This is a genomic window from Maribellus mangrovi, from assembly GCF_037646455.1.
GTDB classification, from domain to species: domain Bacteria; phylum Bacteroidota; class Bacteroidia; order Bacteroidales; family Prolixibacteraceae; genus Draconibacterium; species Draconibacterium mangrovi_A.
Window position 1 is genome coordinate 1 of the sequence record NZ_JBBIXN010000003.1, and the last position, 26,608, is coordinate 26,608.

Below are 26,608 nucleotides of genomic sequence, written 5' to 3' on the forward strand. Positions count from 1 at the left end.
AAAAGCCAAAACTCAACCTGGAAGAAATTGTCGAAGAAAGACGTGTTTGCTCTTTCTCTTAGATCGAACTCACGTTAATTAATCAATTATAATTTGCTTATGCATCCATGAACTACAAAGAGTAATACAAAATTGTGCCAATTCTTTGAGCCGGAAACACTAACTTTCGATAAACAGACAGTGAATTAGTATCGGTTGAATTAGAGCATACTATGCGAATCTGGCAGGATTTTTTCAGGTGTGAATGGTGTAATTTAAAAATATTAGTTATGCCTAAAACAAAAGATATTCCTCAGGTTAAAAACGAAAAGCAGTATGAAGCGCTGCGAGACAAAGGTTACAGCAAGGGAAAAGCCGCCCGTATAGCCAACACACCCGACTCAGGTGAAAAAGGCGGGAAAAGCAGTAAGTACGAAAAATGGACAAAGGCAGAGTTGTACGAACAGGCGCGTAATGTTGGTATCGATGGCCGAAGTACGATGAGCAAATCAGAATTGATCCATGCCTTGCGAAACAACTAATAGCTCCGAAAACGCATAAATATTTTTTACAAATTGTTTATCACGGAACGATTATCTCGAGTGCCTGTGGCAAAATTTCCACAGAAATTGTTTCCGGTTTTCCAATAAATTCCCCATCTATCTGCACATTCTGATGCCTCGGATTTTCAATTACAATTTTCCGGCAGGAGTAAGTATGCACAAAATCCAGGGTGTGAATTTTCTGAGTGTAAAACGGAACAATCATTTCAAGGAAGTGAATAACCTTGTTCGGATTCATAACCACAACTTCAAACATTCCATCGTCGAGTTTCCCTTTTGGATTGATAACGGCTCCCGTCCCGAATTTAGTGGCGTTGGCCAGCACGATCATAAAGGCACTTTTCTCTTTCGTTTCCTCTTCGAATTTAAGCTGGAATGAAGAAGGTTGCGTTTCAACCAGTTCGCCAATAAAAGAATTTGCATATCCGGCCATACCACGTAATTCTCCTTTTTCGAAACGATCGATGACTCTGGCATTAAATCCTATGTCGCTAAGATGCAGGCAGATATGCTCGTTGTTTATTCTGAGGGCATCAACTTTTTTCGATTTACCTTTTACAATGCAGTCGAGACTATCCTGCAATCCGATAGGCAAATCGAGCTCTGTTGCAAGTCCATTTGCCGACCCGGCCGGAATAATTCCCATTGCAGTTTCGCGGTTCAGTACTAATCTTCCAACAAGGTTACAGGTTCCATCTCCGCCCGCCACAACTATTTTCCCGAATTTTCTGCCCTTCAGAATTTGAGTAATTTGCTTTGCATCGTTTTCACCCGTAGTAAAATAAAATTCAGTTGAAATGTCCTTTTCTTTTAAATATTCGTTGATCTCGTTTTTCAGATCAGACTTATCCTTGTCGCCCGATATAGGATTGATAATGAAAAGTATGTCGATGTCCTTTTTCGATTTATTTTCTGGCATATCTTGTGCATTTATAGTATCCACTAGTATAAAATCTGTGCCGAATTTTTATGGAGAATCAAATATGTAATAACGATTATTTTGAACGAAAGCGAAAAGGGCCGCTCAAACGGCAAAAGGTCTGGCTAAAACATCGCCTGGGTTGGCTGGGTATTCCGCGACTCGTCCCGTATCGGGGATTTGGCTCATATTTCACGAATAAGGCGTATATCAATGGTATGCTTACTGAAGACAAGGGACTGGAAAAGCCGGACGAAAAGCAATCGATCCTTGAGAATTTTCTGTCGATGGTAAAAAGGTATTCCGGCGATCAGATACCGGATGCACGGGTTTCTGTTGAATTTATGGATAGCCGGCAAGAGCTGTCAACAAAAGCGAATGGTCTTTTGAGTACATCTTTTCCAATTCCGGAAGAAAATTCAGATGCGCCAACCCAATGGCTGAACTACAGAATTAGCCTGCTCGATCAATTTGATCAGGAAGGGAAAACCTATGATGCTTTTGGTGAGATTTTGATCCCCGGAACGGATGCGGAATTTGGTGTAATTTCCGATATCGATGATACCATTATGGTGAGCCACTCCACAAAGACTCTTCGCAAATTGAGGTTGCTTCTTACGCATAATTCGCGAACAAGAAAACCTTTTCCGGGAGTTGAAGCTTTTTACCGCGCACTGCATACCGGGATGAGTGGAACCGCCAGCAATCCGTTTTTTTACATATCGAGTAGCGAATGGAATCTGTACGACCTGATTGATGATTTTTGCACCTACAATAACTTTCCAAAAGGTGTTTTTCTGTTGCGTGAAATTATACCCGGGTTCTTAAATCTCTGGAAACAGGGTGGCAGAAACCATGAGCATAAATTCGAAAAGATCATGCAAATTTTTGAAAGCTATCCATATATGGATTTTGTTTTAGTGGGCGATAATGGTCAGCACGATCCCAATATTTATTCGCGAATAGCACATCGTTTCCCAGGGCGCGTTAAAGCCATTTACATACGTACGATCTCGAAGCGAAAGAACAGGCAAATGCAAAAATTTATATCCGAAATGCAGAAAATAAATGTGCAGATGGTCTTTACTCCCGACACCATTAACGCAGCGCAGCATGCCTTCAACAACAAGCTGATCGCGCAATCCGCAGTGGGCAAGGTAATCAGTAGCAGTATGAAAAATTGATTTATACCACCCGAAATCTACATGTACTTTAATTAAAGAATCAGCAGATATAATGTTTTTCAATTTATCCGGATCATGAAAAACCCTGAGCAAGGAACTAATGTTGCCTTCTCAGGGTCTTATCATTCAAATAACGGTTTAAAACCTTCAGTTTCGATTGGGTATTATTTTATTTGTTTATGAACCATTATAATGGTTCGAACTCGAATTAAGTATTATCCCGGAAAAAGTCTCCAACACTCTCTTTAAATTTTTCGGTATCATGTTGAAGCTCTTCTTTAAAGTCCTGCCAGTTTTCCTGACTTTGATCTTGTATTTCATCGGCACGCATCGATAAGGAATCGCTTTGTTCTTTAAGCTCAGCAATTAACTCCTTTGTTTGAGCATTTACCGTTTGTGTACCTTCCTGAAATTTTTCTTCAAACTCGTAAAACTGATTGTTAAACTCGGTTACAGCAGAATCAACTTCAGTTTTTAATTCTTTTTTTTGCTCTTGAAGTATATCCGTTGCTTCCATCTTTACATCCTGCACTTCTTTCGCCAATTCATTCTTCTTGTCTTTTTTATTCGAGTAATTGCACGAAACAAATGCTATAAAGAATACCAGGAAGAATATCCAACTAAACTTATTTGCAAGTGATTTAAATCTGATGTTTTTCATATTCATATTTTTTTCATTCAACATGCTTTAAACTACGAAAATACTGTGCCAGCCACGTATATGGATCAATTCGGGAACAGAGAGGGCTTAACAGCATTTGCTGTGTTGGATATTTCCACACTTTTCTTGCAATTTCCACATAATCGCTTGTAATTCTTGCTCAAAGCTAAAAATAACGGGTATCGATCAAATACCTGAAATTTAATGACTTCGAGTCAGTCGATTGTTTCAAAAATAAACGGGGCACATGTCTTGATCTTAATAAACTGAGCGGCTACGGAGAATAAAGCGAAACAGGATTATAGCCCGGATTGACAACGCATTTTCCCGATTTTCAAAAAAAAGAAGGAGAAGATCATTGTGGCAGAGAAAACCAAATTGATTGGTTTGGCAACTTAGGTTTTTCGCATACATTCGGTTTGGCAGAATATGGTTCTTAGGCCTGTAATATGCATTTCGTGAAGTCGCCATTTAATAACTTCTTAAATTAAATATTATGACACTACTTACAAAAAACAGATTTGAAAATCTGGCAAATGAACGAAGCCGTTATTGCACCTCGATATACATCCCCACTGAGCGGGGTGGAAACAATAAAAAAAATAAACTGAGACTCAAGAATAAACTGGTTGCAATTGAAGTCCAGTTGTCGCAACTCGGAATGAAAACAAAAGAAGTCGACAAGTATCTCGAACCCCTTAACAAACTTTTGGAAGATAGTGACTTGTGGCGGCACCTGTCGGACGCATTGATCATTTTCAGAAACACAAATGATTTCAATTATACCACATTGCCCTTAGATGTGGAAGAAATGTCGATTGTATCAGACAGGTATTACTTGTTACCGCTGCTTTCGATGTTTAATGAGAATGCTACATTCTATTTGCTTGTTTTAAGTCAGAAACACAACAGGCTTTACGAAGCCACAAAAAATGAAATAAGCGAGTACATTACGGAAAATGTTCTGCCCGAGAAACTTGAAGATACAGTTGGCAAAGATGTGAAACAAAAATCGCTTCAATTCAGAAGTGGACAATCACAAGGAGGATTGGGCCTTTATCATGGAAAGGGTGAAGGTAAGGACGATAAAAAGAAAGAAATTATCAAATACTTGAAAGATGTTGACAAGGGATTAAAAGAGTTGATGGAAGGTAATGACGCTCCTCTTGTGGTGGCTTCGGTCGATTATATTTTTTCCCTTTTTAAGGAAGTTTCCGGCTATAAAAACATATACCCTGTGCATGTTTCGGGAAATTATGATGAATCTGATATTTTGCTCGTTCACGAAAAAGCATGCGAAGTGTTGCAGCCTTTTTTCGAAAAAGAGCGAGTATTGGACAAAGAAAAATATTCGTCGGATCACGACAAGGTAATCTTTGATATTAAGGCACTGTATAAGGCAGCAAATGCAGGAAGAATTGATACCCTGTTTGTACAAAAAGGCGAGTTTGTGTGGGGAAAAGCAGAGCCTGAACTGGGAAAAATACAAGTACATGAAGAGAAAGAAGCTCTGGATAACTGTTTGCTTGATGCGGTTGCACGCCAAACATTTTTAAAAGGAGGTACAGTGTTTCGCGAAGAAATATCTGGTATGCCAGAACACAATTCACCGGCAGGTGCGATCCTGCGTTATTAAAAAGTGAATTATAAATAATTCTTATTTCGGCACGAACGTTGTTTACAGCCAAAAACATGTTCTGCAAACGGCACCGTTTTATAAGTCGTTCATTTTCATTAAATTTAAGTTTTTACACTAATATCCCCGTGTATGCTTGTAAAAACCTTCGGAAGCGCAGTTTTTGGAATAGATGCCACCACCATTACCATGGAGGTGGATGTTACCAAGGGAATAAAATTTATGCTGGTCGGCCTGCCCGACAGTGCTGTTAAAGAAAGTCAGCAACGCATCGAATCAGCACTCAGGCTGAATGGTTACAAATGGCCGCGGCAGAAGATCATCATTAACATGGCTCCGGCCGATATTCGCAAAGAAGGATCGGCTTACGATTTGCCTTTGGCAGCAGCAGTTTTGGCGGCATCCAATCAGATTAATTCAAATAAGCTCGAGAATTATGTGTTGATGGGTGAACTCTCGCTCGACGGTACTTTACAACCCATAAAAGGCGTGTTACCCATTGCCATTAATGCACGAAAAGAAGGTTTTGAAGGTTTGATTTTGCCTAAACAAAATGCCCGTGAGGCTGCAGTGGTGGATACTCTAAAAGTGTATGGAGCTGAAAACATTACGGAAGTAATTGACTTTTTGAATGATGAAAGCGAATTGCAACAGACCATTATTGATACCCGTGCTGAGTTTTATGCGCAGGTTAACAACAACCCACTCGACTTCTCGGATGTAAAAGGACAGGAAAATGTAAAACGTGCGCTGGAGATTGCTGCGGCCGGAAGTCATAATATAATTCTTGTAGGTCCGCCGGGAAGCGGAAAGACGATGCTCGCAAAACGAATTCCTACGATTCTTCCACCGTTTTCGCTGAAGGAAGCGCTCGAAACCACCAAAATTCATTCGGTGGTTGGAAAGATCGATAAGGAAACTTCGCTAATGACTCGCCGGCCGTTTCGCAGTCCGCACCATACAATTTCTGATGTTGCTTTGGTCGGTGGCGGAAATTACCCGCAGCCGGGCGAAATTTCTTTGGCTCATAATGGCGTATTGTTTCTGGATGAGTTGCCTGAGTTCAAGCGTACTGTGTTGGAAGTAATGCGGCAACCTTTGGAAGATCGGAATATTACTATTTCGAGAGCAAAATTTTCGGTGGAATATCCGGCCAGTTTTATGCTGGTAGCTTCTATGAATCCATGTCCCTGCGGGTATTACAACCACCCCACAAAAGATTGTGTTTGTGCGCCCGGAGTGGTACAAAAATACCTGAATAAAATATCAGGGCCGTTGCTCGATCGTATCGATATTCATCTTGAAGTGGTGCCGGTACCGTTTAAAAAATTGTCGGAAATGCAATCCTCTGAGAATAGTGAAGCAGTGCGCATAAGAGTATTGCAGGCACGAAAAATTCAGGAAGAACGCTTTGCCGAGCACAAGGGCGTTTATGCCAACGCACAAATGACCTCGAAACAGATCAGGGAGTTTGTTCAACTGGATGAAGAAAGCAGTGATCTCATAAAAAATGCGATGGACCGTCTGGGGCTTTCGGCGCGCGCCTACGACCGTATTTTGAAAGTGGCTCGCACCATCGCCGATCTCGAGGAAGCTGAAAATGTTCAGGCACATCATCTTTCCGAGGCAATTCATTACCGAAGTTTGGATCGTGAAAACTGGGGAGGGTAGGTGAGTAATCAGTTTTCAGTCGAGTATTCCTCCAATAAATGTGTGCGACGGAAAGAAAAGAGTTTCCGAATCAAGAAAAATAAGTGAAATAGAGGTCAGGTAAAATCAATATTTTTGCCTAAGGATTATACAATTTCTAACAGAATATCGATTTATGGAACAGCCCAATAATCCACTTCACGGAAAAACACTCGAAGCCATTGTGGTTTATTTGGTTAGCTATTACGGATGGGAAGAACTGGGCGACTTGATTCCGATCAATTGTTTTCGTAAAGATCCCAGTATAAAATCAAGTTTGAAGTTTTTAAGAAGAATGCAGTGGGCCCGCGACAAAGTTGAGAAATTATACATTGAAACAATTGGTAAATAACTTGTCGTAACTTTCTCAATCAATCAAAACAATAATGATATTCGATACTTTGCTGTAAACAAGCAAGATGAGACTTCGGGAAAAATATAAATTTGACTGGTACGAAAATTGTTTTTGAGTATGATGCTAAATCATGAAGCTACATGGCCGATATTACTTTTTCTAGCCGAATTTCACCTCACCTGCTTTTAATACTTATGCTGGCAGGACCGCTTAGTGGGTATTCGCAGGATAATACTTCTTCTGTCGATTCACTGAAGCTTTCAATTTTACTTTCCGATGCAATTCTTAGCAACGACACTTTAAAAGTCGATAATTTGCTTTCAACTGAAGTTGATGTAAACATTGCAGCAAATGAAGGAGTAACACCTCTAATGTATGCAGCTCAGGAAGGTAATTTGTATTTTATTCGGAAACTGTTGCAGGCCGGAGCTCATATAAATCAGGTTCCAAATAATAAAGTAACCGCTTTACAAAGTGCTGTTATTGCTGGGAAAAAGGACGCAGTTGAATTACTTTTTGAGAATGGTGCAGAACTAGACACCAGAGACCAGTGGAGAAATACACCCGTATTAAATGCTGCAGAAAACAACGATCTCGAAATGGCGGGCATTCTCATAAGTTCCGGAGCGGGAGTGAACGATTCGAATAACGACTGCAATACGGCACTTCATTATGCAACAGCCTTCGGAAATGATTCGATGGTGGTATTACTGCTGAATGCCGGCGCACAAGGTAATACGAAAGATTGCGAGGGATTTACGCCCTTGATGGTAGCCACTTCACAGAACTTTAATTCAACTGCCGAATTGCTGGTAAGTTATGGGGTAGATTTAAATGCCATAAACGACCAGGGATATTCAGCACTTACCATTGCTATTTTAAACGGGAATGTATATTTGGCAGAGCTTTTCCTGCTCAATGGCGCTGATGGAAACCTGCTTTCCCGGAAAGCAAAAGACCACTGGTATTTCTCAAAAGGTACCGGAAAATATATGCAAAAAGTATTGCGCGATTCGAAAGTAAAAAGAAATCTTTCGCCCGTGTTCGAAGACTGGGCCGGAGGTTTTAAACTCGGATGGATTGATAGATACTTTACAACGACTCTTTTACTCGGTGTTCGTGAAATGAAATACAATTTCTGGATTCAGATGTCTTTCGGGCTAAATCCCTTTGTTTATAGTAGTATTCGGGAATTGAATGGAAAAACGTACCAGTTTTGGGAGCGCGATTACCGGGTGGCAATGGAAGCGGATAAATACATTGCTTTTCAAAAAAGCTATCAATCGGAATGGGGGCTTTTCGCCGGGGCCGAAGCAGGATACAACTTTGGAAGCTATCGCGGAACAAATATTCATCCGTTGTCGGACCTGAACTTGCTTCCGGTAGCCGGTTTGTTTTGGAGGCAAGGATTTACCGAGACACGAGTCGGATACAAACGAGATATATTTCAGTACGATGAACCCGGGGAGTTTAGTATACAACTTCACTTTTATTTTGGGAGGATGTAGCAATGAAACAAACGGTTGTGAATCAAAAGATGGACAGACTGAAGAAGAAAAAATGGATATTTTTAATGTCATTTTTGTTGATAGTGATTTCCTGTGAGCGAAAATTTGAATTTTTTGAGTTCAATTGTGAAGATTGCTACCAGGAAAAGCCGGAATATGGACCATTGATTATCTATTTCTCTTTCAACGATGAGAATGACTTTGTCCTTTATACCATTTACAAGGGTAAGTTTGAAAATCGTATTGAAGAATATGTTGGCACTGCCTTCATAATAGAAGAACAAATTGAAGTCCCGGTTAATGAATATTATTCAGTCGAGGCGAAATATATAAGCGGGACTGATACTATTTATGTGGTTGACGGCGATCGGTTTGACCTAGAGCGGGAAAACAGCAAATGCGACAAAAAATGCTATTATTTTAAGGGAGGAATTATTGACGTGAGATTAAAAGAATAGTCGTATAACCTATGAATTTCTCATTTTCCCTTTTGAATAAAAAAAGGTGGCGAAGGAGAAAGTAAATGAAAATAAAACCGGAGTAATACAATTTTAACTAAATTGAAACATAAATTTTGAACAATAGCCGTTTATTAACGGTTTCAGGAATAAACTAAATTTTAACATTATGGTAGACAGAATTTCAGACCCCATTGGAAGGTTGATGGGACTGCGTTATAAATCACATCCCTGGCACGGCGTATCCATTGGGCAAAATGCTCCCGAAGAATTAACTGCTTTTATTGAAGTGGTATCGACAGATACCGTTAAATATGAAATTGATAAAGACAGCGGTTATTTACGTGTCGATCGCCCGCAAAAGTTCTCGAATGTTGTTCCGGCTTTGTATGGATTCATTCCGCAAACTTTTTGCGGCAACAATGTTGGAGAATACTGTAACAAGAAAACCGGCAGAAAAAATATTAAAGGTGATGGCGACCCGATTGACATTTGTGTGCTGACCGAAAAAGACCTTGCACACGGCGATTTACTTGTAACGGCTCGCCCGATTGGCGGATTCAGAATGATTGATGGCGATCAGGCAGATGATAAAATTATTGCCGTGCTGGATAACGACACCGTTTACGGGCATATAAAAGATGTTTCAGAAGTTCCGGGAATCGTAATCCAACGTTTGGAACACTATTTTTTAACCTACAAAGATATGCCGGGTGTTGACAGCAATACCGAAATTGCTGCAACTTACGGAGTGGACGAAGCTCTGGAAGTAATTCTTTTGTCGATTAAGGACTACAACGATAAATTTGCTAACCTGGGTAAGTTGCTTTAGTTAGCCGAAATTTTTAATAATATAGCGCTTAGTCTTTCTGCAAATTAATGGAAATTTGTCGGAAGGCTTTTTTTATGGCACTTTCTACCTTTGAATAGACTGGCATTTCTTTTCCGATGTAAATAAAAAATACAGCCAACTGTTGTTCCCCAAGTTCGAGGTACAATTCGTTTTTGTTTAAACGATAAGCTTCACGCATCAGTCGCTTTATACGGTTGCGTTTTACGGCCTGTTTAAAATTCTTTTTACTTACTGTAAAGCCTGCCTGAACCGGACTTGATGTATTTAGCGGTGTTGACAGGAAAACTACTTTTAATGGAAAAGCCAGAAACGTTTGACCCTCAGAAAAAAGCCGGTCGATGATTTTTTTACTGCACAGCCGTTCATCTTTTTTAAAGGAGTAAGATGGTGTGGTTTTTATTTCTGATTTATTTTCCATGAAAAAAGTAAAGGCCATCAGTCAACCGACTGACAGCCTTTCAAAAATATGGATTTTTATTTTTAGTTCTTATTATTCTTTTTGATATACTGTTCCAAAGCCATGGTCATTGACGGAGCCTGGGCAGTTGGAGCTTCAATATCGAGCCTCAAACCAGCATCGCGAACTGCTTTTGCTGTTGATGGCCCGAAACAGGCAATGCGAGTGCTGTTTTGTTCAAATTCAGGAAAATTCTGATACAGCGACTTTATTCCCGACGGACTGAAAAATACAAGAACATCGTATTTTATATCCGCTAAATCGGAAAGATCGGCACTCACCGTACGGTACAAAATTGCTTTTGTGTATTTGTATCCACCCTGATCGAGCAAACTTGGAATTTCCTGTTTGTGGATATCAGAAAGTGGTACTAAAAAGCGTTCGTCGGAATGCTTTTTCATTACGCTGGTGAGATCGGCAAACTTACCGTTGGCATAAAAGATCTTACGCTTGCGGTAAACAATGTACTTTTGCAAGTAGAATGCTGTGGCTTCTGAAATGCAGAAGTACTTCATGGAATCCGGAACGGTAATGCGCATTTCCTGGCAGATCCTGAAATAATGATCAATTGCGGTACGGCTGGTAAAAATTACCGCCGTATGATCCAGAATCTGAATCCGCGTTTTTCGGAAATCTTTAGCAGGTACTCCTTCTACTTGTATAAAAGGTCTGAAATCAATCTTAAGACCGTTCTTTTCCGCTAATTCAAAATAAGGAGACTTTGCTGTTTGAGGCTCCGGCTGTGAAACTAAAATGCTCTTGACTTTCAAAGTTTTATGCTTTTAATGAAACATTTCCCTTCTATTCAACTACAACTACTTTATAAATTAAAAGCAAGGGTAAAAATTCAAGGGTACAAAGGTATAAAAAGAGATAAAATATAGAAAATTGTTTTCTCAATAAAATGAAAACACCTCTTTGAAGTATTATTGCATAGAAAATGAATACAATGGCTATACCCGTAACAATCAGTAAAAGAGTCTGTTGTATGGGTGAGAATGCCACAAGAGCAATGAGTGGTAGTAGTATTAAACCAAGCGCGCGGAAGGTATTATCCATGTTAAAAAGGAATTCCCGGGTCTCATTTTTCGTTTCAAACAGCAAACCAAGTACCTTATAGAGTAATTTTTTACCCAAAAAGTAAATAATAACACTTCCTAAAACGAGGGCAAAATAGCTTAGCTTATTGTTAGCATGCGACCACTCGAAAAATCGTAAATTCTGATAAACGAATATTGACAATGTGAGGTAAAAAATTACGTCGAGCCGGTAGGCGGCATGAGCAGCCGGATAATTGCTTTCCTGCCACATACGCACCGCTGTTGGGTAATTTACCAATGACGTAAACAGATGTTTGATGTATTTTACGTAGGAATAGCGAATGGTTGCAAAAAGCAAAATGCCTGTAAAGAGTAGTACCGTTAGCCAATCGGTGCCCGTGTTTGGTTTGCTGCGCTCGGGTAATATTACATCAATACCGGTGAGTTCCGTCTGCGTTAACTGCAGATTCTCTCGCGATGAAATAAATTTTGAGGTGTCGACCGGTAATTTATGGTCTTGCTGCAAACGCCAGTTACGTATTTGTTCGACGGTATATTTTGGTACTTCTGCTTCCCGAAGTTCATTTTCTCTCCTTGGTGGTTCATTGATTTCCATGACCGAAACCGGCTTTCGTTCAATGTGAAGCGTGTTCTCGGGCAAGTGCTGGTTAGCCAGCTTTTTCACCTGAACACTGTCTTGTTGATATGTAACGTGGGCATCCATATAAATGTGCAGCAAAGATACCAATTTTGTTGTCTTCTGTATGTTATTTTGAAGGTACAGCACACGGCATAAGTTTGAATTGTGTATTTTAATTCCCGATTTTACGGAATGAAGTTTATGATTTACCTGGCGCCAATACAAGGATTCACTGATTACGTATATCGAAAAGCATATGCAAACATCTTTTCCGGTGTCGATGCGTTTTTCATTCCCTACATTACGGCGCCGAACGACAAACTATTAAAGAAATACGAGCGTGAAATCCGACCGGAAAATAATCTTTACGGAAGATGTGTTCCGCAGCTTTTGTTCCGCGATGTGCAGGAACTGTACTTTTTGATTTCAGTAGTAAAAGATCACGGGTACTCTGAAGCGAACCTGAATTTGGGCTGTCCGTATCCAATGGTTACCAATCGCGGACGGGGAGCTGCTCTTCTCGCGAATCCGAATGAATTACGATCGATTCTCGACGGATTTTTTCGGCATTTCAAGCTGAAACTTTCGGTTAAACTGCGTGCCGGATTAAAAAGCCCGGACGAGCTGAAAGCGATAATTCAGGTATTGAACGACTATCCTGCATCAGAGATTATTCTGCACGCGCGAGTTGCACAGCAGTTGTACAAAGGTCCCATAAACGATGAGGCTTTTCAATTAGCCGTCGCGAGGTCGGAGCACCCTGTGGTATATAACGGCGATATTTTTTCGGTTGAAGCTTTTGAAAGCCGTTCGGATAAGTTTGCCGATGTGAGCGACTGGATGTTGGGACGCGGAATATTGATGAATGCTTTTTTACCTGCAGAAATTAAGGGAAAGCGATTTACAGAAGAAGAAAAACGTACAATCTTGCACGAATTTCATGATGAAATTGTGGAAGCGTATTTACAGACTGCCGATAACGAGGGAAATGCTGTGAACAAACTCAGGCAATGCTGGATTTATTTCAGCCATCATTTTGATGATCAGTCCCGTGTATTTAAGAAAATAAAAAAATCGAAGAGCCTGAACGACATAAAACGGGAAGCTTTATTGCTGATTCGGGATTCGGCTTTGAAGCAGAGTTGCTAATCGTAACGACAATTTTTTTCTTCGTACTCTTCCATAAGTTTTGACAGTCGAAAGAATTCCTGTTCCTCTTTTTCGTTTTTGGGAATGTTGCAAATTTGTAGAAAGCGGTTCAGTGCCTCGCGGTAATCCTCCTCAGTTTCAATTTCTGTGATCATTTTTCTAGTGTGCATCCAACCAGTTATTTGCTGCATTCATTTCAACAATCAACTGAACTCCAATGTTTACTGCCTCTTCCATTTTTGTCTTTACCAGCTTTTTCATCGATTCGAGTTCCGGTTTGTAAATATCGAAATTTAATTCATCGTGTACCTGAATGATCATTTTCGATTTTAGGTTTTGTTTCTCCATTTCGCGATGAATATTGATCATCGCAATTTTAATGACGTCTGCTGCCGATCCCTGGATTGGAGCATTTATCGCATTTCGTTCGGCCATTCCGCGAACCACTGCATTGGCCGAATTAATGTCTTTAAGATAGCGCCGGCGGCCTTTAATGGTTTCAACGTAACCCTGGTCCTGTGCCAGTTTTATTTGTTTGTCCATAAATTCCTTGATCTTTGGAAAACTCTCGAAATAACCATCAATCAGATCTTTGGCTTCAGAACGTGAGATGTTTAGTCGTTGCGACAGGCCAAAAGCCGAAATGCCGTAAATAATTCCGAAGTTGGCCGTTTTTGCTTTTCGCCGCATATCAGCATCTACTTCCCCTTCATCTATTTTATTGATTTTTGCTGCGGTAATGGCATGTATGTCCTTCCCTTCGTTAAAAGCACGCTTCATCTCTTCGTCTTCGCTAAGTGCGGCCATTATTCGTAATTCAATCTGCGAGTAGTCGGCCGAAAGAAAAACATGCTTATCATCCGAAGGAATAAAGGCTTTTCTCATTTCGCGCCCGGCCGCATCGCGAATTGGAATATTTTGGAGATTTGGATTCACTGAGCTCAATCGTCCCGTAGCCGCAATGGCCTGATTATAGGAAGTATGTATTTTCCCGGTTTGTTTATTCACCAACAGCGGTAAAGCTTCAACATAGGTGGAAAGCAATTTTTTAAGCCCGCGGAAATCCAGTACTTTTTGCACAATCGGATGGCGATCGACCAAACGAATCAGCACATCTTCGGAAGTAGAGTATTGCTTGGTTTTTGTTTTTTTCGCATTGCTGTCGATTTTCAGCTTCTCAAACAAAATTGGTCCAAGTTGTTTGGGCGACGAAACATTAAATTCTTCACCGGCCAGATCAATAATCTCTTTTTCAAGTTGGATGATCTGCTCGCGCAATTTTTTTGCATAAGTATTCAGTTCTTCTGTATTAATTTTAACTCCTGCGCGTTCCATCTCAGTTAGTACAGGAACCAGCGGCATTTCAATCGTTTCAAAAAGTTCGCGTACACCGGCTTTGTCTACTTCCGGATCAATGGTCAGTTTCAGTTGCAAGGTCAAATCGGCATCTTCGCAGGCATAATCGCGCAATTTATCGGTTGGCACCGAACGCATTGTCAGCTGGTTTTTTCCTTTTTTCCCGATGAGTTGTACGGTCGGAACTTTCTCGTAATTCAGGTACTGCAGGCACAACTGGTCGAGGTTGTGTTTCATATCGGGCTGGATGAGGTAATGCGCTAACATGGTGTCGTACAATTTCCCTTTCACCGGAATGTCGTAGTTACTCAGAATCAGAATATCGTATTTTATGTTCTGCCCGATTTTTACCACATTCTCATCGGCAAAAACTTCCCGGAATTCGTCCATGATTTTTTGGGCTTCCTCACGTTTTTTAGGAAGTGTGACACAATACGCCTCGTGGGTTCGGAACGAAAACGACATGGCAACAATTTCGGCCGTGTGCGGATCAAGCCCTGTAGTTTCTGTATCGAAACAAAACTCTTTTTGTACCGAAAGTTCAGCACGCAGGCTGGCACGTTGCATTTCATTTTCAACCAGGTAATACTGGTGGGGTACCGTTTCGATATTTTCAGTTGTTTTTGTTTCAGAAGTGGCTGTTTCAGGGGCACCGAAAAGTGTACCCTGCATGGCCGGTTGCTGGGGCACATCACTCAATTCCAAACGGGAGATTAGCGATTTAAACTCCAGTTCTTCAAATAACTTTCGCAGGTCTTCTTTGTGAAACTCTTCGCGGGTAAGTCCTTTTTTATCAAAATCGATCGGTACATCGGTGATAATGGTGGCGAGTTTTCTGGAGAGACGAACCTGTTCTTCATTCTCGACCAGATTTTCTTTTTGTTTGCCTTTCAATTGATCGATGTTCTCGTAAATGCCATCAATGCTGCTGTACTGAGCAATAAGTTTTTGTGCTGTTTTGGGGCCAATGCCCGGACATCCCGGTATATTATCGGCCGAATCGCCCATCAGCCCGAGTATGTCGATCATCTGTTCAGCTTTGTCGATGCCGAAATTTTCCTTCACTTCATCCGTGCCCCATACTTCTGCATCGCCACCGGCTTTCCCCGGTTTGAACATCAAAACATGGTCCGAAACAAGCTGGGCATAATCCTTGTCCGGTGTCATCATGTAAGTGGTAAAACCTTCTGTTTCTGCCTTTTTTGCAAGGGTTCCAATAACATCGTCGGCTTCGTATCCTGCTTTTTCGATAATCGGGATATTAAATGCTTCAATGATTTTCCGGATGTAGGGAATCGATTTCCGCAGATCTTCGGGCATTTCTTCACGGTTGGCTTTGTATTCTTTGTACATCTCGTGCCTGAAAGTGGGTGCCGAAACATCGAAAACCACACCTATAAAATCCGGATTTTCCTTTTCCAGAAGTTGCACAATGGTGTTGGTTACACCCAGCATTGCCGAGGTATTCACTCCTTTCGAGTTGAAACGCGGATTGCGGATAAAAGCAAAATAACTGCGGTAGATCAATGCGTACGCATCAAGAAGAAATAGATTTTGTTGATCGGCTTCTGGCATATTTTAATGTATTACGGATTATCAGTTGCAAACCATTCGGCATAAGAATTCGATGTTTCGAAAAGTCGCATGCTAAAAAGAGAAACGTTTGAAGGGAAAGCTTGTTGAAGAATTTGTGCAAAATGTAACAACAAGTTTTCAGTAGTAGGTTGAAAATCGACCACGATCAGTCGTTCGGTAGCCTTTTTGAAAGCATCGATGTGATCATCGGGGAACAGTGAATTCACCACCAAAGCATGATCGAAATGAAAGATTACTTTTTTTTGAACCAACTCTTTTAGCTGACCAAAATCGATTACCATTCCGTCTTTCGGATGACCCGGTTCCGTTTTGGGATCACCAAGCAGCGTTACTTCCAAATGATAAGTGTGGCCATGAATATTTCGGCAAATTCCATCGTATTCATACAAGGCATGCGCCATCTCGAAATGAAAATTCCTTGTGACCCTGATTAAAGACATTTAGATTGATTTTTGGATCTGTGAAACGAGTTCCGTTAAGTCGGGACGGGTTCCATGTGATACTTTCTACATAAAAAATTTTAATCGCATGAAAGTAAGGTTTTTTCGGAAAACATTAAATTCAATCTCCGAAAAACCCACGCAACCATTTATTGTGTTCAGGCATCTGTAATATATAATCTATTCAATGAAAAAGCTGTTCTTCATAATCGTTTTACTTCCCTATCTGTTTTTTTCGTGTGAAACTGAGGTTTACGATTCCGGTGAATTTCAATACGAAAACGAAACGGAGTTTGATGTGCTCCGCAATTACCGGTCGATGGATGAAAAACTTCAAATCAGGATTGACAATATTCATGATTCGCGTTGTCCGATTGGTGCTACTTGTATCTGGCAAGGTGAAGCCAAAGTTTTTATGACTTTAATTGCAGAGGCTGAAAATCATTTGGTTCTAAGCACTTTCGACAATCAGAGGGATACAGTACTGAATTATGAAATCATACTGACTGATGTTTTGCCTTATCCCGACCTGTCGGTTGAAATTGATCCTGAAGACTATAAGGTTGTACTTCAGATTAACAGGTTGGCAGACTAGAACCACAGGTGCTCTACCAGCGTTTTTATCCCGATCAACATTAAAATAATACCTCCAAGAATTAAGGATTGGTGACTGCGTTTGGCCGGAATGTTTTTGCCGAATAACAGCCCCAGCATTGAAGCAATAAAGGTTACTGATCCGATAACCGCTGCCGGAAAAGCAATGGGTGTTTCAAGAAATCCGAAGGTAATTCCAACCACAAATGCATCAATACTGGTAGCGATCGATAGTGCTATCAGCACGGTCAGTTTAAACGGATTTAAATTGCTTAAGGTATTCTCGTCTTTTAGGCCTTCGTAAACCATTTTCCCTCCGATAAGCAATAGCAGCCCAAAGGCTATCCAGTGATCTACTGAAACAATAAGATCTTCAATTACATTACCGATCATCCAACCAATTACAGGGAAAGTAGCCTGAAAAAAAGCCAGCGAAAAGGCAATTTTGCAGGCCTGCAAAAACCGTATATCGCGACGAAGTAGACCAATCGATACAGAAACTGCAAAGGAATCGAAACTCAATCCCAGCCCGATCAGTAAAAATGTTATGAATTGAAAAACAGTCATCGAGAGCTGCAAAAGTAAGCATTTGCAATCAGATTAAGTAAAGTGTCACGATGACTTTCGAATTATAAATTGTAATATTTACCATCGGTTTGTTATAAATTCAACATCAAATCGTCTCATTTAACAGATGACCACAGAGGAGTTTAATAATACGGTTATTCCATTTTCGCGAAAGTTGTATCCAATGTTGTTCAGGATACTAAAAAACGAGGAAGAAACGCGCGATGCCTTGCAGGACCTGATGGTGAAATTGTGGGACAAAAGGAACGACCTGGTGCAGTGTACCAACCAAACGGCTTACATTATTACCATGGCCAAAAACCACAGTTTCGACCTGTTGAAAAAGAAGCGACCGCAACGAATTAGCGAAAAGGAAGAACACAAACTGCACAGCCTGTCAACAGATTCAGGGATGGAAATAAAAGAGCAGTTTGAACATGTCAGGATGGCCATCGAAGCACTGCCCGAAAAATACAGGGAAGTTATCAGGCTGCGCGACATCGATGGTTTTGAGTTCGACGAAATAAGTGAAATGACCGGTTACGAAGTGCCCTACATTAGAGTAATCCTTTCGAGGGCGCGACAGAAAGTTAAAGATGAAGTGAATAAAAAGTATGAATATGACCAATCAGGAAAAATTGCTCGACAAGTACTATAAGGGAGAGACATCGCTGGAAGAAGAACAGCAGCTGAAAGAATTACTTGGAGCGGATGAAAGAGCAGGACCGGATCAGGATATGTTTGGCTACTTTGAAAATGAAGCAGCCGTTCCGAATGACCTGGAAGAATTGCTTTTTGCTGGAGTTGAGGAAAAGCACGACCGAAATAAAGTGAGGAAGATGCGCTGGTATTCATTCAGTTCTGCAGCAGCAATGATCCTGGTTGTTCTGGCTGTTTATCTCGATTTCAGAAAACAACAGCAACGGGAGTTGGAAAGTCAGTTTTATGTGATGGAACAGGCGCTATACCAGATGTCGAGCAGTCTGCAACCCGAGGAACAAAAGGATATGCTGGTGCTCTGGGTGGATAATGATGTTGAGATAATAGTGAATTAGCAGGGGATAGAAACAAGAACTAAAAAATATCAAAAATGAGACAATTGATTTTAATGGTACTGTTGATCGGTATATCGATTACAGTACAGTCGCAGAATGTAGAAGGCTTTTTTAAACAGCTAACTACAAATTATGCTGACCAGGATGGATTTAGTGCAAGCATGCTTAGCAGCGATATGTTCGATCTGTACATGAAAAAGAAAGATCTGGATAAAGATTCGGAAGTGGCAGCTGCGTTAAAGAATCTGGATAATATACTGGTGGTTTCGCAAAGCAAGTTTGGTAATGCTTACGCGGCATTTAACGAGCAGGCCGGTGCAGGAGTCAAAACGTCTAAACCCGATTTAGGGAAGCTGCACATAGATATTCTTGCGCATTACAACACCGGTGATTACACTTTATTGAAAACCGAAAAAAGAATGGGTGAAGATGTTAAAGTGTACCTCAAAAAGAGAAACGGGGAGATCAATTCGCTGGCACTGGTCACCAACTCGAATACCGCAACCAGCCTGGTTGAACTGGATGGAAAGATTGACCTGGCAAATGTGGCCTCGCTAAGTAAAGCCATGAACCTGCGTGGATTGGAGAACCTGTATAAAATAGACAATAAAAGTCCTTACGGTGCTTATGAGCCTTACATTGATGAAGAACGGATTGAGCAAATGGCAGTACAGGCCCGTGTAATGGCCGAGCGACAGGCAGCTTTATCCGACAAGCAGATGCAGGAAATACAGGAGCAGGCTGAAATGCAGGCTCAAAAACAAATGGAAATGGCTGAGAAATACCGCGAGATGGCAGAGAAATATGGCCGCCAGCCCATCTTTCTGAATTATCCCGGCGACAGTACCGAATATTATCTGAACGGTAAAAAGGTGGATGCTGAAAAAATTAAGGAGCTGGAAAAAGAAACGATTCAAACCATCGATGTTAAAAAGGACGAGAAGAACAGTGAAATCACCATTGTTCGGATCATTACAAAATAACATATCCCGGCTTCAAAGGATAAGGGCAGATCCATGCGATCTGCCCTTTTCTTGTATTTTGCTTATCTCGTATCTTCAGCTATTGCAGGTATTTCGAATAGGTAATGATCAACTGAACACCATTTTCGCGACCGGTACCTTCTAGAACTACCCTGCGTGGATCGTCGCTGTTTTGACCGGTTGTAATTACAAAACCCTGGTTACCCACATATTCGTCAAGATCCGGATCAAGCACATTGATCACACGCTGTACGTGCTGCGTAATATTAAAATGATAGGAATAATCCTCTCTCAGGTTACCATCGTGAAAGATCGGACTGTAATAATAATCGATCGGTAATCGCTCAATGCTGTCTTTGTCAATAAAAGTCAATGTGAGTTTCGAAGGTGGCGGATATTTCTCAACCTCACTGGCTACAGTATCTACCTGGAAAACCAGCTCCGCTTTGTTGATCGCTGTATTCAGCGAATCTCTCCAGCCCGAAAGTTCACCAATTGTAATGTGCGATTTAAGTCCGCCTGTAGGTTGAACATAAATGTAATCATCCTGCTCTACCCCCTGATCCAGTTCGTCGTAAAACGGTGTTCCTGAGTAATCGTGTGTAATATTATTAACCCGGGCACTGTACTGAGTGATTAGAAATGGCATCGACATAGTATCAGGCTGCGTTTCGTCGTCATCGTCTAATGCAAGGGCTTTATTTTCATCGTTGTTGTAATACAGCAACAAGGCCGACCCCTGGAATGTACTGCTTGAAGAAGCTATAAGTTTTACCAGCGATCCGGATCCTGATGTATTAATATTTTCTGATTCGAGGTAGAATCCTTTAAAGTATTCCAGAAAAACATCGTTCGAAATTAAATCGAGCGAATCGGCATCTGCCAGTTTTTGACCAATGCTGTTTTCAATTGGAATTTTTATGATCTGGTACAGAGTGTCCAGTGTGGCAGAATCCAGTTCAATTTGCGGGGTAAATGTCTTTTCCCCAATTACTTCGGTCGAGGCCATAGATTTAAGATCGATGTCCTGCTCATATTCCGCATCGGCATCAAGCGATGATTCCAGTTCGTATACTTTGATGTTTTGTGGCGTTATTGTATCGCCGTATACGCTCCTGTAATACAAAAACAAAAAAGTGGAATCAACCACAGGATTGCTTCCAAAATCGGGATAAGCAGTTAACCGCACCTGGGTAGCGAAGTTGACCGTTGTGTTACCAAAAACAGGATCCTGGAAACTTCCAAGCAAGTTGTAATCTGACTTACTGGTTACAATTCCAAATTCGCTGTTCGCGTAAGCACTCAACTGGTCTTTAATTACAGCATTTTTCACATTGATCAGATCGGTTCCCGGAAGAATCTCAATTCCCAGGTCGCTGTCTTCGTTACAAGCTGTAAATAAAAGTGCCAGTACAAAAGCAACACTCGTATATTTAAGTATCTGATTTATATAATATCTCACCTGTGTTCTGATTTTATTTTATGCTCTGTTCTGTTTCTGAAAAATTACACAAACGTATGAAAAAACAACGAGAGCATTCCGGCAAACATTGTTAAATTGTAGTTTTTAAAATATTATTTCAATCTTTTAACAAAAACTGTGCTTACACCTTATCGTAAAACTCGTTATACGCATCAATGTAAGTTTCTTTCGACTGGTAATCGAGGAACAGTTTCTCGCTTTTTTTGATGTGCTCTTTTACGGCAGGATTGATTTCCTCCGTTCCCTGGATCACGGCATCAGAATAATCGATGGCCATCTTATTTACATTTACATAAGTGGGATCATCAAGGGTAGCAACATCTTCCGGGGTGATTCCTTCGAGCAATAGTTTTTGGTTGAATTCCTTGTTCAGTGGATTTTTAAAATCGTCGTTGTAGGCCGAGTAAACCACTTTCGATTGGCTGAACAAAGGATCGTTGTAGTAGTATTTTTTAATGTAAAGCGGCACGAGCGAAGTAAGCCAGCCGTGGCAGTGAATAATATCCGGTGCCCAGCGCAACTTGATAACTGTTTCCAGAACACCGCGTGCAAAGAAAATCGCGCGTTCGTCGTTATCTTCAAGCTCTTTGCCATTCTTATCTGTTAGAACGGTTTTGCGATGAAAATAATCTTCATTATCAATAAAATAAACTTGCATCCGGGCTGCCTGGATAGAGGCTACTTTTATGATTAATGGATGATCGGTGTCGTTAATTACCAGGTTCATTCCCGACAGGCGAATGACCTCGTGCAATTGATTACGACGCTCGTTAACACAGCCATACCGGGGCATGAACGTTCTAATCTCTCTTCCCTTTTCCTGAACACCTTGTGGCAGGTAACGGGCAATTTCCGACATTTCGCTTTCAGGCAGGTAGGGGGTAATCTCTTGTGAAATATAAAGGATTCTTTTCTTTTTCATCAACCAAAGTACAGTTAAAAACAGGCTGCAAAATTAATAAAAATAAACTTAATATTCAATTTAAGTTGGTTAGCTTCAGCTGGTATCACGAATTTTTGTGCGGTTATACCAATATTATTTGTTTATTTTGCAGCCTCAAATTTTAGGGAATGAAACTGCTTAAAACGGTCGGCGAATTACAACAGCAAATTCAGGATTCAGGCAAGGGAGCTTCCGTTGGATTTGTACCGACCATGGGAGCTTTGCACGAAGGGCATATCTCACTGGTAAAGCAGGCTGTGGCTGATAACAGTTTGGTAGTTGTCAGTATCTTTGTGAACCCGAATCAGTTTAACGACCCTAAAGATCTGGAACGTTATCCGCGCACTCTGGAAGCGGATTTAAACTTGCTTAAAACCACAGAATGCGATCTTGTTTTTGCACCCGATGCAAAGGAAGTTTATCCCGAACAAGACACCCGAATATTTAATTTCGGAAAGCTGGAAGAGGTGATGGAAGGGAAATTCCGTCCGGGGCATTTTAATGGTGTGGCACAGGTGGTGAGTCGCCTGTTCGACATGGTGAAGCCCGATAAAGCGTACTTTGGATTAAAGGATTTTCAGCAACTGGCCATCATAAAAAACATGGTGAAACAGCTGGATCTTTCTGTTGAAATTGTACCTTGCGCTATTGTTCGCGAAGACAGCGGACTGGCCATGAGCTCGCGGAATGAATTGCTGTCGGCCGAAGAACGTAAGAATGCCTCAGTAATTGCAAAAACGCTGTTTAGCGCCAAAGAACTTAAAACGCAAAAAAGCGTACAAGAACTCGTGGAATGGATAAGTAATGAGATCAACAATAACCCCTTCCTCGATGTTGAATATGTAGAGATAGTTGACGACGAAGAACTGCAAACGGTTAAAAGCTGGGACGAACCCACAACAAAAATAGCCTGTGTTGCTGTGTTCTGTGGAAAAGTTAGATTGATCGACAATATTATTTTGTAAACCGAAAGTGCATTGTTATGCTGATTGAAGTTTGTAAATCGAAAATTCATAAGGTAACCGTTACTGAAGCCAATCTTCAGTATGTGGGCAGTATTACCATCGACGAAGATTTGATGGATGCCGCTAACCTGATCGAGAACGAAAAGGTTCAGATTGTGAACATTAATAACGGTGAGCGCCTTGAAACCTACGTGATTAAAGGTGAGCGCGGGACAGGTACCATTTGCCTCAACGGGCCGGCAGCACGAAAAGTGGCGGTGGGCGATGTTGTGATTATTATTTCCTACGCACAAATGGACTTCGAAGAAGCCAAAAGCTTTAAGCCAAGCCTGGTTTTTCCTGATACCGAAACCAACAGCATTGTTTAACTGAAGAGTATTTATAACAGAAATGTTACTTCACGCAAAATAAGGGAATCTGGGAATGAACGATACTCCCTGAATATATTTTAATTAGTCTTTTCGAAATATTTCTTCTCTATGATCATAAAGGAAATTGACAATAATATCGATGTTCTCAAGATTGAGGGAAAAGAAATCGTTAAAAATATCTGGGTTTGTCGTCATCAACCCTAAATTAACCCCATCCGAATTAAAAACATGAAACTCAAGAAAACCTCTGTCTGAGCTTATAAATATTGCATGGTTTTTAAGAAGAAACTCTACATGCCAGGCCCCCATTGTTCTTGGAATTCTTTCTCCAGTTTTTTTTGCATTTGGGAATTTCTGTAAAAAGCATTTCGAAACATGGTCGCAATAATCTTGTTCATTCATAATTCTATAATTATTCAGGAAGTATTTGAAGCTCTGCTTTAGATAGGTTTGATTTGATAAAACCAGGATCAATGTATAACCTAATTTTTTGGTAATCAATTCCCATTTAAAAGTAACCTTTTAGTAGTATTGGGACCAGTTGAATCAAATGAAAATCAAAACTCTTTACGATTTTTTATGTAACCTTGGACAATAGTTTACTTGCTGTACATTTTCTAGCTGTTTTATCGCCATATCTTGCCCCCAATCTTCCGGGATGTGGTTCTTAGGAAAATAAAACTTATATGAACTTTCAATCCATTTTTTACGCCATTCAATAAATGAGTATCCTGAATTTGCATCAGTAAACCCAAATTCAAAACCACAGCAAAAACAGATTTCATATGAAGGTTCATTGTAAATGTTGTAAGGAGGTTGGATAAGCTTGTCCCACCCACAGACTGGACAAATTTTTAATAGTTTCATTATGGTGTGATATTTATATAAATCATTTCGTTAAATGCCTTAGCACCAGAATAAGGGAAATCAGAGATTAATTTGTTTCAAAATTCCACAACTCCATCCAATTTTATATGATTATCTTCTTTGACAAAAATAAAAGAATGAGAATAAGATATAATTTTATAGAGGTTAAAATTTATGGTTGCAATTTGAAATCCCTTTAAATAACAGTGCTGGTCTTTGCATTGTTGCAATTGTAAATTAATGGCTATTTTTGACAGTTATGAACTTAACGACCAAAGCAAAAATATTTCGCGACTTCGAATCCTTCTCTCCGCTGCTTCAAATCTGGAAAGGAAGTAATAATACCATTGTTTTTACCAACGGTTGCTTCGATCTGATTCATCATGGTCACGTAGATTCGTTGCAGCAATCGGCGGCAATGGGCACCAAGCTTATTGTTGGCTTGAATTCAGATAAATCGGTGCAGATGCTGAAAGGAGAGAAACGCCCGATATTGGGAGAAGTGGAGCGAGCAACCGTGCTGGCAGCTTTTGAAATGGTGGACGCTGTAGTTATTTTTAACGAAGAAACACCAGCCGAACTGATCGCCAAAATTGTGCCCAATGTACTCGTAAAAGGCGCACAATACGAAATTCACGAAATTGCGGGCCACGATACAGTACTCAACAACGGTGGCAGCGTTGAAACTCTCGAACTGATTGAAGGAATTTCCTCGAGCGAATTGATAAAACGAATAAAAAATCTCTGAGTTTGCTGGGATTTCCGCAGTATATTTTCCTCAAAAATAGAATTGACAATGGCAAAAACCAAAAGCATATATACCTGTCAGAACTGTGGAGCGCAGTCACCAAAATGGATGGGGCGCTGCAATTCGTGTGGCGAGTGGAACACGCTGGTTGAGGAAGTGGTGGTAAAAAAGCAAAGTTCCGGAAAACTTTCAGTTCAGCTTTCCGGTAATCAGCCACTGACACTTGATAAAGTTGAGGCCGCAAAAAACAGCCGGATCTCGCTCGGTATTGAAGAATTTAACCGCGTACTTGGTGGTGGAATTGTTCCCGGTTCGCTGATACTTTTAGGCGGCGATCCCGGAATTGGAAAATCAACACTGGCGTTGCAAATGGCATTGGCTCTCAAAAACAAAAACATACTCTACATTTCGGGAGAAGAGAGTTTACAACAAATAAAACTGCGGGCCGAACGCCTGAGCAAAGATGTGGGGACCTGTCTGTTTTTGAGCGAAACTTCGCTGGAACATATAATCGCACACACCGAACAGGTAAAACCTGAGTTGCTAGTTATAGACTCGATTCAAACCATTTCTACCGAACTGATCGAGTCGTCGCCGGGTTCGGTGGGGCAGGTGCGTGAGTGTGCATCGGCTTTGCAGAAATACGCCAAGAAAAATGATGTGGCGGTGGTGTTAATCGGGCATATTACCAAAGAAGGTAGTCTGGCTGGACCAAAAGTTCTGGAACACATGGTGGACACCGTGCTTCAGTTTGAAGGCGATACTAACTATATGTACCGTATATTGCGATCGAATAAGAACCGTTTTGGATCGACTAATGAGCTCGGGATTTTCGAAATGCGCAGCGATGGATTACGCGAAATCACCAATCCTTCGGAGCAACTGATCTCGAAAGTTAGCGAAGATGTAAGTGGAACTGCCATTGCCGCAACCATCGAAGGCGTGCGGCCCTTTCTCATCGAAATTCAGGCACTCGTAAGTTCGGCAGCTTACGGAACACCGCAGCGTTCATCTACCGGTTTCGATTTACGTCGGCTTAACATGTTGCTCGCCGTGTTGGAAAAGCGCGCTGGCTTTAAACTCATTGCCAAAGATGTCTTTCTGAATATCGCCGGGGGATTGAAGATTAACGATCCTGCAACCGACCTGGCCGTAATCTGTTCCATCCTTTCGTCGAACATCGATATTGCCATCAACCACAAAATTTGTTTTGCCGGTGAGGTGGGATTGACGGGTGAGATTCGTGCGGTCAGCCGCATTGAGCAACGCATTGCCGAGGCCGCCAAACTGGGGTTCCATCGTATTTATGTTCCATCACTCAACAAAGGTTTCGACAGTAAAAAATTCAACATCGAAATTATTCGTGTCAGTCGGGTTGAAGAAGTATTCAAAACTTTATTTAAGTAAATTGAATTTTAAAGAAAAAGTTTTAGGTGAAAGTTTACCCCCTGATTTCGCCAGTGACTTCACTCAACGGAGGCAAGGTCGAGACAGGGGTAAATAATATTTTTTAACTTCCCGTATTTGATTTCTGTCACAACTATTTATA

The 26,608-nt window shown here is 40.9% G+C and carries 30 protein-coding genes; 17 read left to right on the forward strand and 13 right to left on the reverse strand.

Annotation, left to right across the window (positions count from 1 at the left end; genetic code table 11):
• Positions 1-269: 269 nt before the first annotated feature.
• Positions 270-521: a DUF7218 family protein gene (locus WFY05_RS12860; protein WP_340113286.1), complete on the forward strand. Its 252-nt coding sequence runs from the start codon at positions 270-272 to the stop codon at positions 519-521.
• Between the two features lie 40 nt (positions 522-561).
• On the opposite strand, the gene WFY05_RS12865 is transcribed toward WFY05_RS12860, so the two are convergent.
• Positions 562-1,461 carry a diacylglycerol/lipid kinase family protein gene (locus WFY05_RS12865; protein ID WP_340113287.1) on the reverse strand — a complete coding sequence of 300 codons (900 nt, stop codon included), beginning with the start codon at positions 1,459-1,461 and terminating at the stop codon, positions 562-564.
• 50 nt (positions 1,462-1,511) lie between these two features.
• On the opposite strand from WFY05_RS12865, the gene WFY05_RS12870 reads away from it, so the two are divergent.
• Complete coding sequence (locus WFY05_RS12870; protein ID WP_340113288.1) at positions 1,512-2,645, forward strand: App1 family protein phosphatidate phosphatase; 1,134 nt, start codon at positions 1,512-1,514, stop codon at positions 2,643-2,645.
• A gap of 208 nt (positions 2,646-2,853) precedes the next feature.
• On the opposite strand, the gene WFY05_RS12875 is transcribed toward WFY05_RS12870, so the two are convergent.
• A complete protein-coding gene (locus WFY05_RS12875; protein ID WP_340113289.1) occupies positions 2,854-3,306 on the reverse strand; it encodes a hypothetical protein in 453 nt (150 codons plus the stop codon).
• Between the two features lie 496 nt (positions 3,307-3,802).
• On the opposite strand from WFY05_RS12875, the gene WFY05_RS12880 reads away from it, so the two are divergent.
• The 6 genes from WFY05_RS12880 to WFY05_RS12905 all read left to right on the forward strand — a co-directional run bounded on the left by WFY05_RS12880 (position 3,803) and on the right by WFY05_RS12905 (position 9,784).
• Positions 3,803-4,942: a baeRF7 domain-containing protein gene (locus WFY05_RS12880; RefSeq protein ID WP_340113290.1), complete on the forward strand. Its 1,140-nt coding sequence runs from the start codon at positions 3,803-3,805 to the stop codon at positions 4,940-4,942.
• Positions 4,943-5,074: 132 nt separating this feature from the next.
• Positions 5,075-6,613 carry a YifB family Mg chelatase-like AAA ATPase gene (locus WFY05_RS12885; RefSeq protein ID WP_340113291.1) on the forward strand — a complete coding sequence of 513 codons (1,539 nt, stop codon included), beginning with the start codon at positions 5,075-5,077 and terminating at the stop codon, positions 6,611-6,613.
• A gap of 154 nt (positions 6,614-6,767) precedes the next feature.
• Positions 6,768-6,983 carry a VF530 family protein gene (locus WFY05_RS12890; RefSeq protein ID WP_340113292.1) on the forward strand — a complete coding sequence of 72 codons (216 nt, stop codon included), beginning with the start codon at positions 6,768-6,770 and terminating at the stop codon, positions 6,981-6,983.
• A 143-nt stretch (positions 6,984-7,126) separates the two neighbouring features.
• Positions 7,127-8,494, forward strand: coding sequence for an ankyrin repeat domain-containing protein (locus tag WFY05_RS12895; protein ID WP_340113294.1), 1,368 nt, complete (start codon positions 7,127-7,129; stop codon positions 8,492-8,494).
• A 29-nt stretch (positions 8,495-8,523) separates the two neighbouring features.
• The gene (locus WFY05_RS12900; RefSeq protein ID WP_340113295.1) at positions 8,524-8,952 is read left to right on the forward strand and encodes a hypothetical protein; all 429 of its coding nucleotides are present in this window, start codon (positions 8,524-8,526) and stop codon (positions 8,950-8,952) included.
• A gap of 169 nt (positions 8,953-9,121) precedes the next feature.
• Complete coding sequence (locus WFY05_RS12905; RefSeq protein ID WP_340113296.1) at positions 9,122-9,784, forward strand: inorganic pyrophosphatase; 663 nt, start codon at positions 9,122-9,124, stop codon at positions 9,782-9,784.
• A gap of 28 nt (positions 9,785-9,812) precedes the next feature.
• Here the strand turns inward: WFY05_RS12905 and rnpA are convergent, their stop codons facing one another.
• The 3 genes from rnpA to WFY05_RS12920 all read right to left on the reverse strand — a co-directional run bounded on the left by rnpA (position 9,813) and on the right by WFY05_RS12920 (position 12,041).
• Positions 9,813-10,223 carry a ribonuclease P protein component gene (gene rnpA / locus WFY05_RS12910; protein WP_340113297.1) on the reverse strand — a complete coding sequence of 137 codons (411 nt, stop codon included), beginning with the start codon at positions 10,221-10,223 and terminating at the stop codon, positions 9,813-9,815.
• A gap of 62 nt (positions 10,224-10,285) precedes the next feature.
• The gene (locus tag WFY05_RS12915; RefSeq protein WP_340113298.1) at positions 10,286-11,032 is read right to left on the reverse strand and encodes a uroporphyrinogen-III synthase; all 747 of its coding nucleotides are present in this window, start codon (positions 11,030-11,032) and stop codon (positions 10,286-10,288) included.
• 31 nt (positions 11,033-11,063) lie between these two features.
• On the reverse strand, positions 11,064-12,041 hold the full coding sequence (locus WFY05_RS12920) for a DUF4271 domain-containing protein (RefSeq protein WP_340113299.1): 978 nt from the start codon (positions 12,039-12,041) through the stop codon (positions 11,064-11,066).
• Positions 12,042-12,134: 93 nt separating this feature from the next.
• On the opposite strand from WFY05_RS12920, the gene WFY05_RS12925 reads away from it, so the two are divergent.
• Entirely contained in the window at positions 12,135-13,091 is a 957-nt protein-coding gene (locus WFY05_RS12925; RefSeq protein ID WP_340113301.1) for a tRNA dihydrouridine synthase, read from the forward strand.
• Here WFY05_RS12925 and WFY05_RS12930 read toward each other — a convergent pair.
• From WFY05_RS12930 to WFY05_RS12940, 3 genes are read right to left on the reverse strand one after another with little or no spacing between them, the layout of a single operon-like run.
• A complete protein-coding gene (locus WFY05_RS12930; protein ID WP_340113302.1) occupies positions 13,088-13,261 on the reverse strand; it encodes a hypothetical protein in 174 nt (57 codons plus the stop codon). The two genes, WFY05_RS12925 and WFY05_RS12930, sit on opposite strands and share 4 nt — an antisense overlap.
• Positions 13,251-16,022, reverse strand: coding sequence for a DNA polymerase I (gene polA / locus WFY05_RS12935; RefSeq protein WP_340113304.1), 2,772 nt, complete (start codon positions 16,020-16,022; stop codon positions 13,251-13,253). The genes WFY05_RS12930 and polA overlap by 11 nt, the downstream gene beginning before the upstream one ends.
• 11 nt (positions 16,023-16,033) lie before the next feature.
• Entirely contained in the window at positions 16,034-16,483 is a 450-nt protein-coding gene (locus WFY05_RS12940) for a 6-pyruvoyl trahydropterin synthase family protein (RefSeq protein WP_340113306.1), read from the reverse strand.
• Between the two features lie 187 nt (positions 16,484-16,670).
• On the opposite strand from WFY05_RS12940, the gene WFY05_RS12945 reads away from it, so the two are divergent.
• Entirely contained in the window at positions 16,671-17,078 is a 408-nt protein-coding gene (locus WFY05_RS12945; RefSeq protein WP_340113308.1) for a hypothetical protein, read from the forward strand.
• On the opposite strand, the gene WFY05_RS12950 is transcribed toward WFY05_RS12945, so the two are convergent.
• Positions 17,075-17,644 (reverse strand): manganese efflux pump MntP, encoded by a 570-nt coding sequence (locus WFY05_RS12950; RefSeq protein WP_340113310.1) that lies wholly within the window; start codon positions 17,642-17,644, stop codon positions 17,075-17,077. The genes WFY05_RS12945 and WFY05_RS12950 overlap by 4 nt on opposite strands.
• A 127-nt stretch (positions 17,645-17,771) precedes the next feature.
• Between WFY05_RS12950 and WFY05_RS12955 the strand changes: the two genes are divergently transcribed.
• The 3 genes from WFY05_RS12955 to WFY05_RS12965 are packed head-to-tail and all read left to right on the forward strand — an operon-like array spanning position 17,772 to position 19,682.
• A complete protein-coding gene (locus WFY05_RS12955; protein WP_340113311.1) occupies positions 17,772-18,302 on the forward strand; it encodes a GFO_1088 family ECF-type sigma factor in 531 nt (176 codons plus the stop codon).
• Positions 18,265-18,699, forward strand: coding sequence for a PG0215 family putative anti-sigma factor (locus tag WFY05_RS12960; RefSeq protein ID WP_340113312.1), 435 nt, complete (start codon positions 18,265-18,267; stop codon positions 18,697-18,699). Before WFY05_RS12955 ends, WFY05_RS12960 begins: the two co-directional genes overlap by 38 nt.
• A 35-nt stretch (positions 18,700-18,734) precedes the next feature.
• A complete protein-coding gene (locus tag WFY05_RS12965; RefSeq protein ID WP_340113313.1) occupies positions 18,735-19,682 on the forward strand; it encodes a DUF4252 domain-containing protein in 948 nt (315 codons plus the stop codon).
• Between the two features lie 79 nt (positions 19,683-19,761).
• On the opposite strand, the gene WFY05_RS12970 is transcribed toward WFY05_RS12965, so the two are convergent.
• Together WFY05_RS12970 and WFY05_RS12975 are read right to left on the reverse strand one after the other, a co-directional pair.
• Positions 19,762-21,144 (reverse strand): DUF4270 domain-containing protein, encoded by a 1,383-nt coding sequence (locus WFY05_RS12970; RefSeq protein ID WP_340113314.1) that lies wholly within the window; start codon positions 21,142-21,144, stop codon positions 19,762-19,764.
• Positions 21,145-21,286: 142 nt separating this feature from the next.
• Positions 21,287-22,087 carry a glycogen/starch synthase gene (locus tag WFY05_RS12975; protein ID WP_340113315.1) on the reverse strand — a complete coding sequence of 267 codons (801 nt, stop codon included), beginning with the start codon at positions 22,085-22,087 and terminating at the stop codon, positions 21,287-21,289.
• Positions 22,088-22,236: 149 nt separating this feature from the next.
• Here WFY05_RS12975 and panC point away from each other — a divergent pair, with 149 nt between their 5' ends.
• Complete coding sequence (gene panC, locus WFY05_RS12980) at positions 22,237-23,073, forward strand: pantoate--beta-alanine ligase (RefSeq protein ID WP_340113316.1); 837 nt, start codon at positions 22,237-22,239, stop codon at positions 23,071-23,073.
• Between the two features lie 17 nt (positions 23,074-23,090).
• Positions 23,091-23,441: an aspartate 1-decarboxylase gene (gene panD, locus WFY05_RS12985; protein ID WP_340113318.1), complete on the forward strand. Its 351-nt coding sequence runs from the start codon at positions 23,091-23,093 to the stop codon at positions 23,439-23,441.
• Between the two features lie 84 nt (positions 23,442-23,525).
• On the opposite strand, the gene WFY05_RS12990 is transcribed toward panD, so the two are convergent.
• The gene (locus WFY05_RS12990; RefSeq protein WP_340113319.1) at positions 23,526-23,846 is read right to left on the reverse strand and encodes a hypothetical protein; all 321 of its coding nucleotides are present in this window, start codon (positions 23,844-23,846) and stop codon (positions 23,526-23,528) included.
• A gap of 165 nt (positions 23,847-24,011) precedes the next feature.
• Positions 24,012-24,311: a hypothetical protein gene (locus WFY05_RS12995; RefSeq protein WP_340113320.1), complete on the reverse strand. Its 300-nt coding sequence runs from the start codon at positions 24,309-24,311 to the stop codon at positions 24,012-24,014.
• Positions 24,312-24,570: 259 nt separating this feature from the next.
• Here WFY05_RS12995 and rfaE2 point away from each other — a divergent pair, with 259 nt between their 5' ends.
• Positions 24,571-25,059 (forward strand): D-glycero-beta-D-manno-heptose 1-phosphate adenylyltransferase, encoded by a 489-nt coding sequence (gene rfaE2, locus WFY05_RS13000; protein ID WP_340113321.1) that lies wholly within the window; start codon positions 24,571-24,573, stop codon positions 25,057-25,059.
• A gap of 48 nt (positions 25,060-25,107) precedes the next feature.
• Positions 25,108-26,466, forward strand: coding sequence for a DNA repair protein RadA (gene radA, locus WFY05_RS13005; RefSeq protein WP_340113322.1), 1,359 nt, complete (start codon positions 25,108-25,110; stop codon positions 26,464-26,466).
• Positions 26,467-26,608 lie beyond the last annotated feature (142 nt).

Excerpts from the sequence above, each read along its gene's own strand:
- WFY05_RS12860 (WP_340113286.1), top strand. The coding sequence starts at position 270 with ATGCCTAAAACAAAAGATATTCCTCAGGTTAAAAACGAAAAGCAGTAT.
- WFY05_RS12865 (WP_340113287.1), bottom strand. The coding sequence starts at position 1,461 with ATGCCAGAAAATAAATCGAAAAAGGACATCGACATACTTTTCATTATC.
- WFY05_RS12870 (WP_340113288.1), top strand. The coding sequence starts at position 1,512 with ATGGAGAATCAAATATGTAATAACGATTATTTTGAACGAAAGCGAAAA.
- WFY05_RS12875 (WP_340113289.1), bottom strand. The coding sequence starts at position 3,306 with ATGAAAAACATCAGATTTAAATCACTTGCAAATAAGTTTAGTTGGATA.
- WFY05_RS12880 (WP_340113290.1), top strand. The coding sequence starts at position 3,803 with ATGACACTACTTACAAAAAACAGATTTGAAAATCTGGCAAATGAACGA.
- WFY05_RS12885 (WP_340113291.1), top strand. The coding sequence starts at position 5,075 with ATGCTTGTAAAAACCTTCGGAAGCGCAGTTTTTGGAATAGATGCCACC.
- WFY05_RS12890 (WP_340113292.1), top strand. The coding sequence starts at position 6,768 with ATGGAACAGCCCAATAATCCACTTCACGGAAAAACACTCGAAGCCATT.
- WFY05_RS12895 (WP_340113294.1), top strand. The coding sequence starts at position 7,127 with ATGGCCGATATTACTTTTTCTAGCCGAATTTCACCTCACCTGCTTTTA.
- WFY05_RS12900 (WP_340113295.1), top strand. The coding sequence starts at position 8,524 with ATGGACAGACTGAAGAAGAAAAAATGGATATTTTTAATGTCATTTTTG.
- WFY05_RS12905 (WP_340113296.1), top strand. The coding sequence starts at position 9,122 with ATGGTAGACAGAATTTCAGACCCCATTGGAAGGTTGATGGGACTGCGT.
- rnpA (WP_340113297.1), bottom strand. The coding sequence starts at position 10,223 with ATGGAAAATAAATCAGAAATAAAAACCACACCATCTTACTCCTTTAAA.
- WFY05_RS12925 (WP_340113301.1), top strand. The coding sequence starts at position 12,135 with ATGAAGTTTATGATTTACCTGGCGCCAATACAAGGATTCACTGATTAC.
- WFY05_RS12930 (WP_340113302.1), bottom strand. The coding sequence starts at position 13,261 with ATGCACACTAGAAAAATGATCACAGAAATTGAAACTGAGGAGGATTAC.
- polA (WP_340113304.1), bottom strand. The coding sequence starts at position 16,022 with ATGCCAGAAGCCGATCAACAAAATCTATTTCTTCTTGATGCGTACGCA.
- WFY05_RS12940 (WP_340113306.1), bottom strand. The coding sequence starts at position 16,483 with ATGTCTTTAATCAGGGTCACAAGGAATTTTCATTTCGAGATGGCGCAT.
- WFY05_RS12945 (WP_340113308.1), top strand. The coding sequence starts at position 16,671 with ATGAAAAAGCTGTTCTTCATAATCGTTTTACTTCCCTATCTGTTTTTT.
- WFY05_RS12950 (WP_340113310.1), bottom strand. The coding sequence starts at position 17,644 with ATGACTGTTTTTCAATTCATAACATTTTTACTGATCGGGCTGGGATTG.
- WFY05_RS12955 (WP_340113311.1), top strand. The coding sequence starts at position 17,772 with ATGACCACAGAGGAGTTTAATAATACGGTTATTCCATTTTCGCGAAAG.
- WFY05_RS12960 (WP_340113312.1), top strand. The coding sequence starts at position 18,265 with ATGACCAATCAGGAAAAATTGCTCGACAAGTACTATAAGGGAGAGACA.
- WFY05_RS12965 (WP_340113313.1), top strand. The coding sequence starts at position 18,735 with ATGAGACAATTGATTTTAATGGTACTGTTGATCGGTATATCGATTACA.
- WFY05_RS12975 (WP_340113315.1), bottom strand. The coding sequence starts at position 22,087 with ATGAAAAAGAAAAGAATCCTTTATATTTCACAAGAGATTACCCCCTAC.
- panC (WP_340113316.1), top strand. The coding sequence starts at position 22,237 with ATGAAACTGCTTAAAACGGTCGGCGAATTACAACAGCAAATTCAGGAT.
- panD (WP_340113318.1), top strand. The coding sequence starts at position 23,091 with ATGCTGATTGAAGTTTGTAAATCGAAAATTCATAAGGTAACCGTTACT.
- WFY05_RS12990 (WP_340113319.1), bottom strand. The coding sequence starts at position 23,846 with ATGAATGAACAAGATTATTGCGACCATGTTTCGAAATGCTTTTTACAG.
- WFY05_RS12995 (WP_340113320.1), bottom strand. The coding sequence starts at position 24,311 with ATGAAACTATTAAAAATTTGTCCAGTCTGTGGGTGGGACAAGCTTATC.
- rfaE2 (WP_340113321.1), top strand. The coding sequence starts at position 24,571 with ATGAACTTAACGACCAAAGCAAAAATATTTCGCGACTTCGAATCCTTC.
- radA (WP_340113322.1), top strand. The coding sequence starts at position 25,108 with ATGGCAAAAACCAAAAGCATATATACCTGTCAGAACTGTGGAGCGCAG.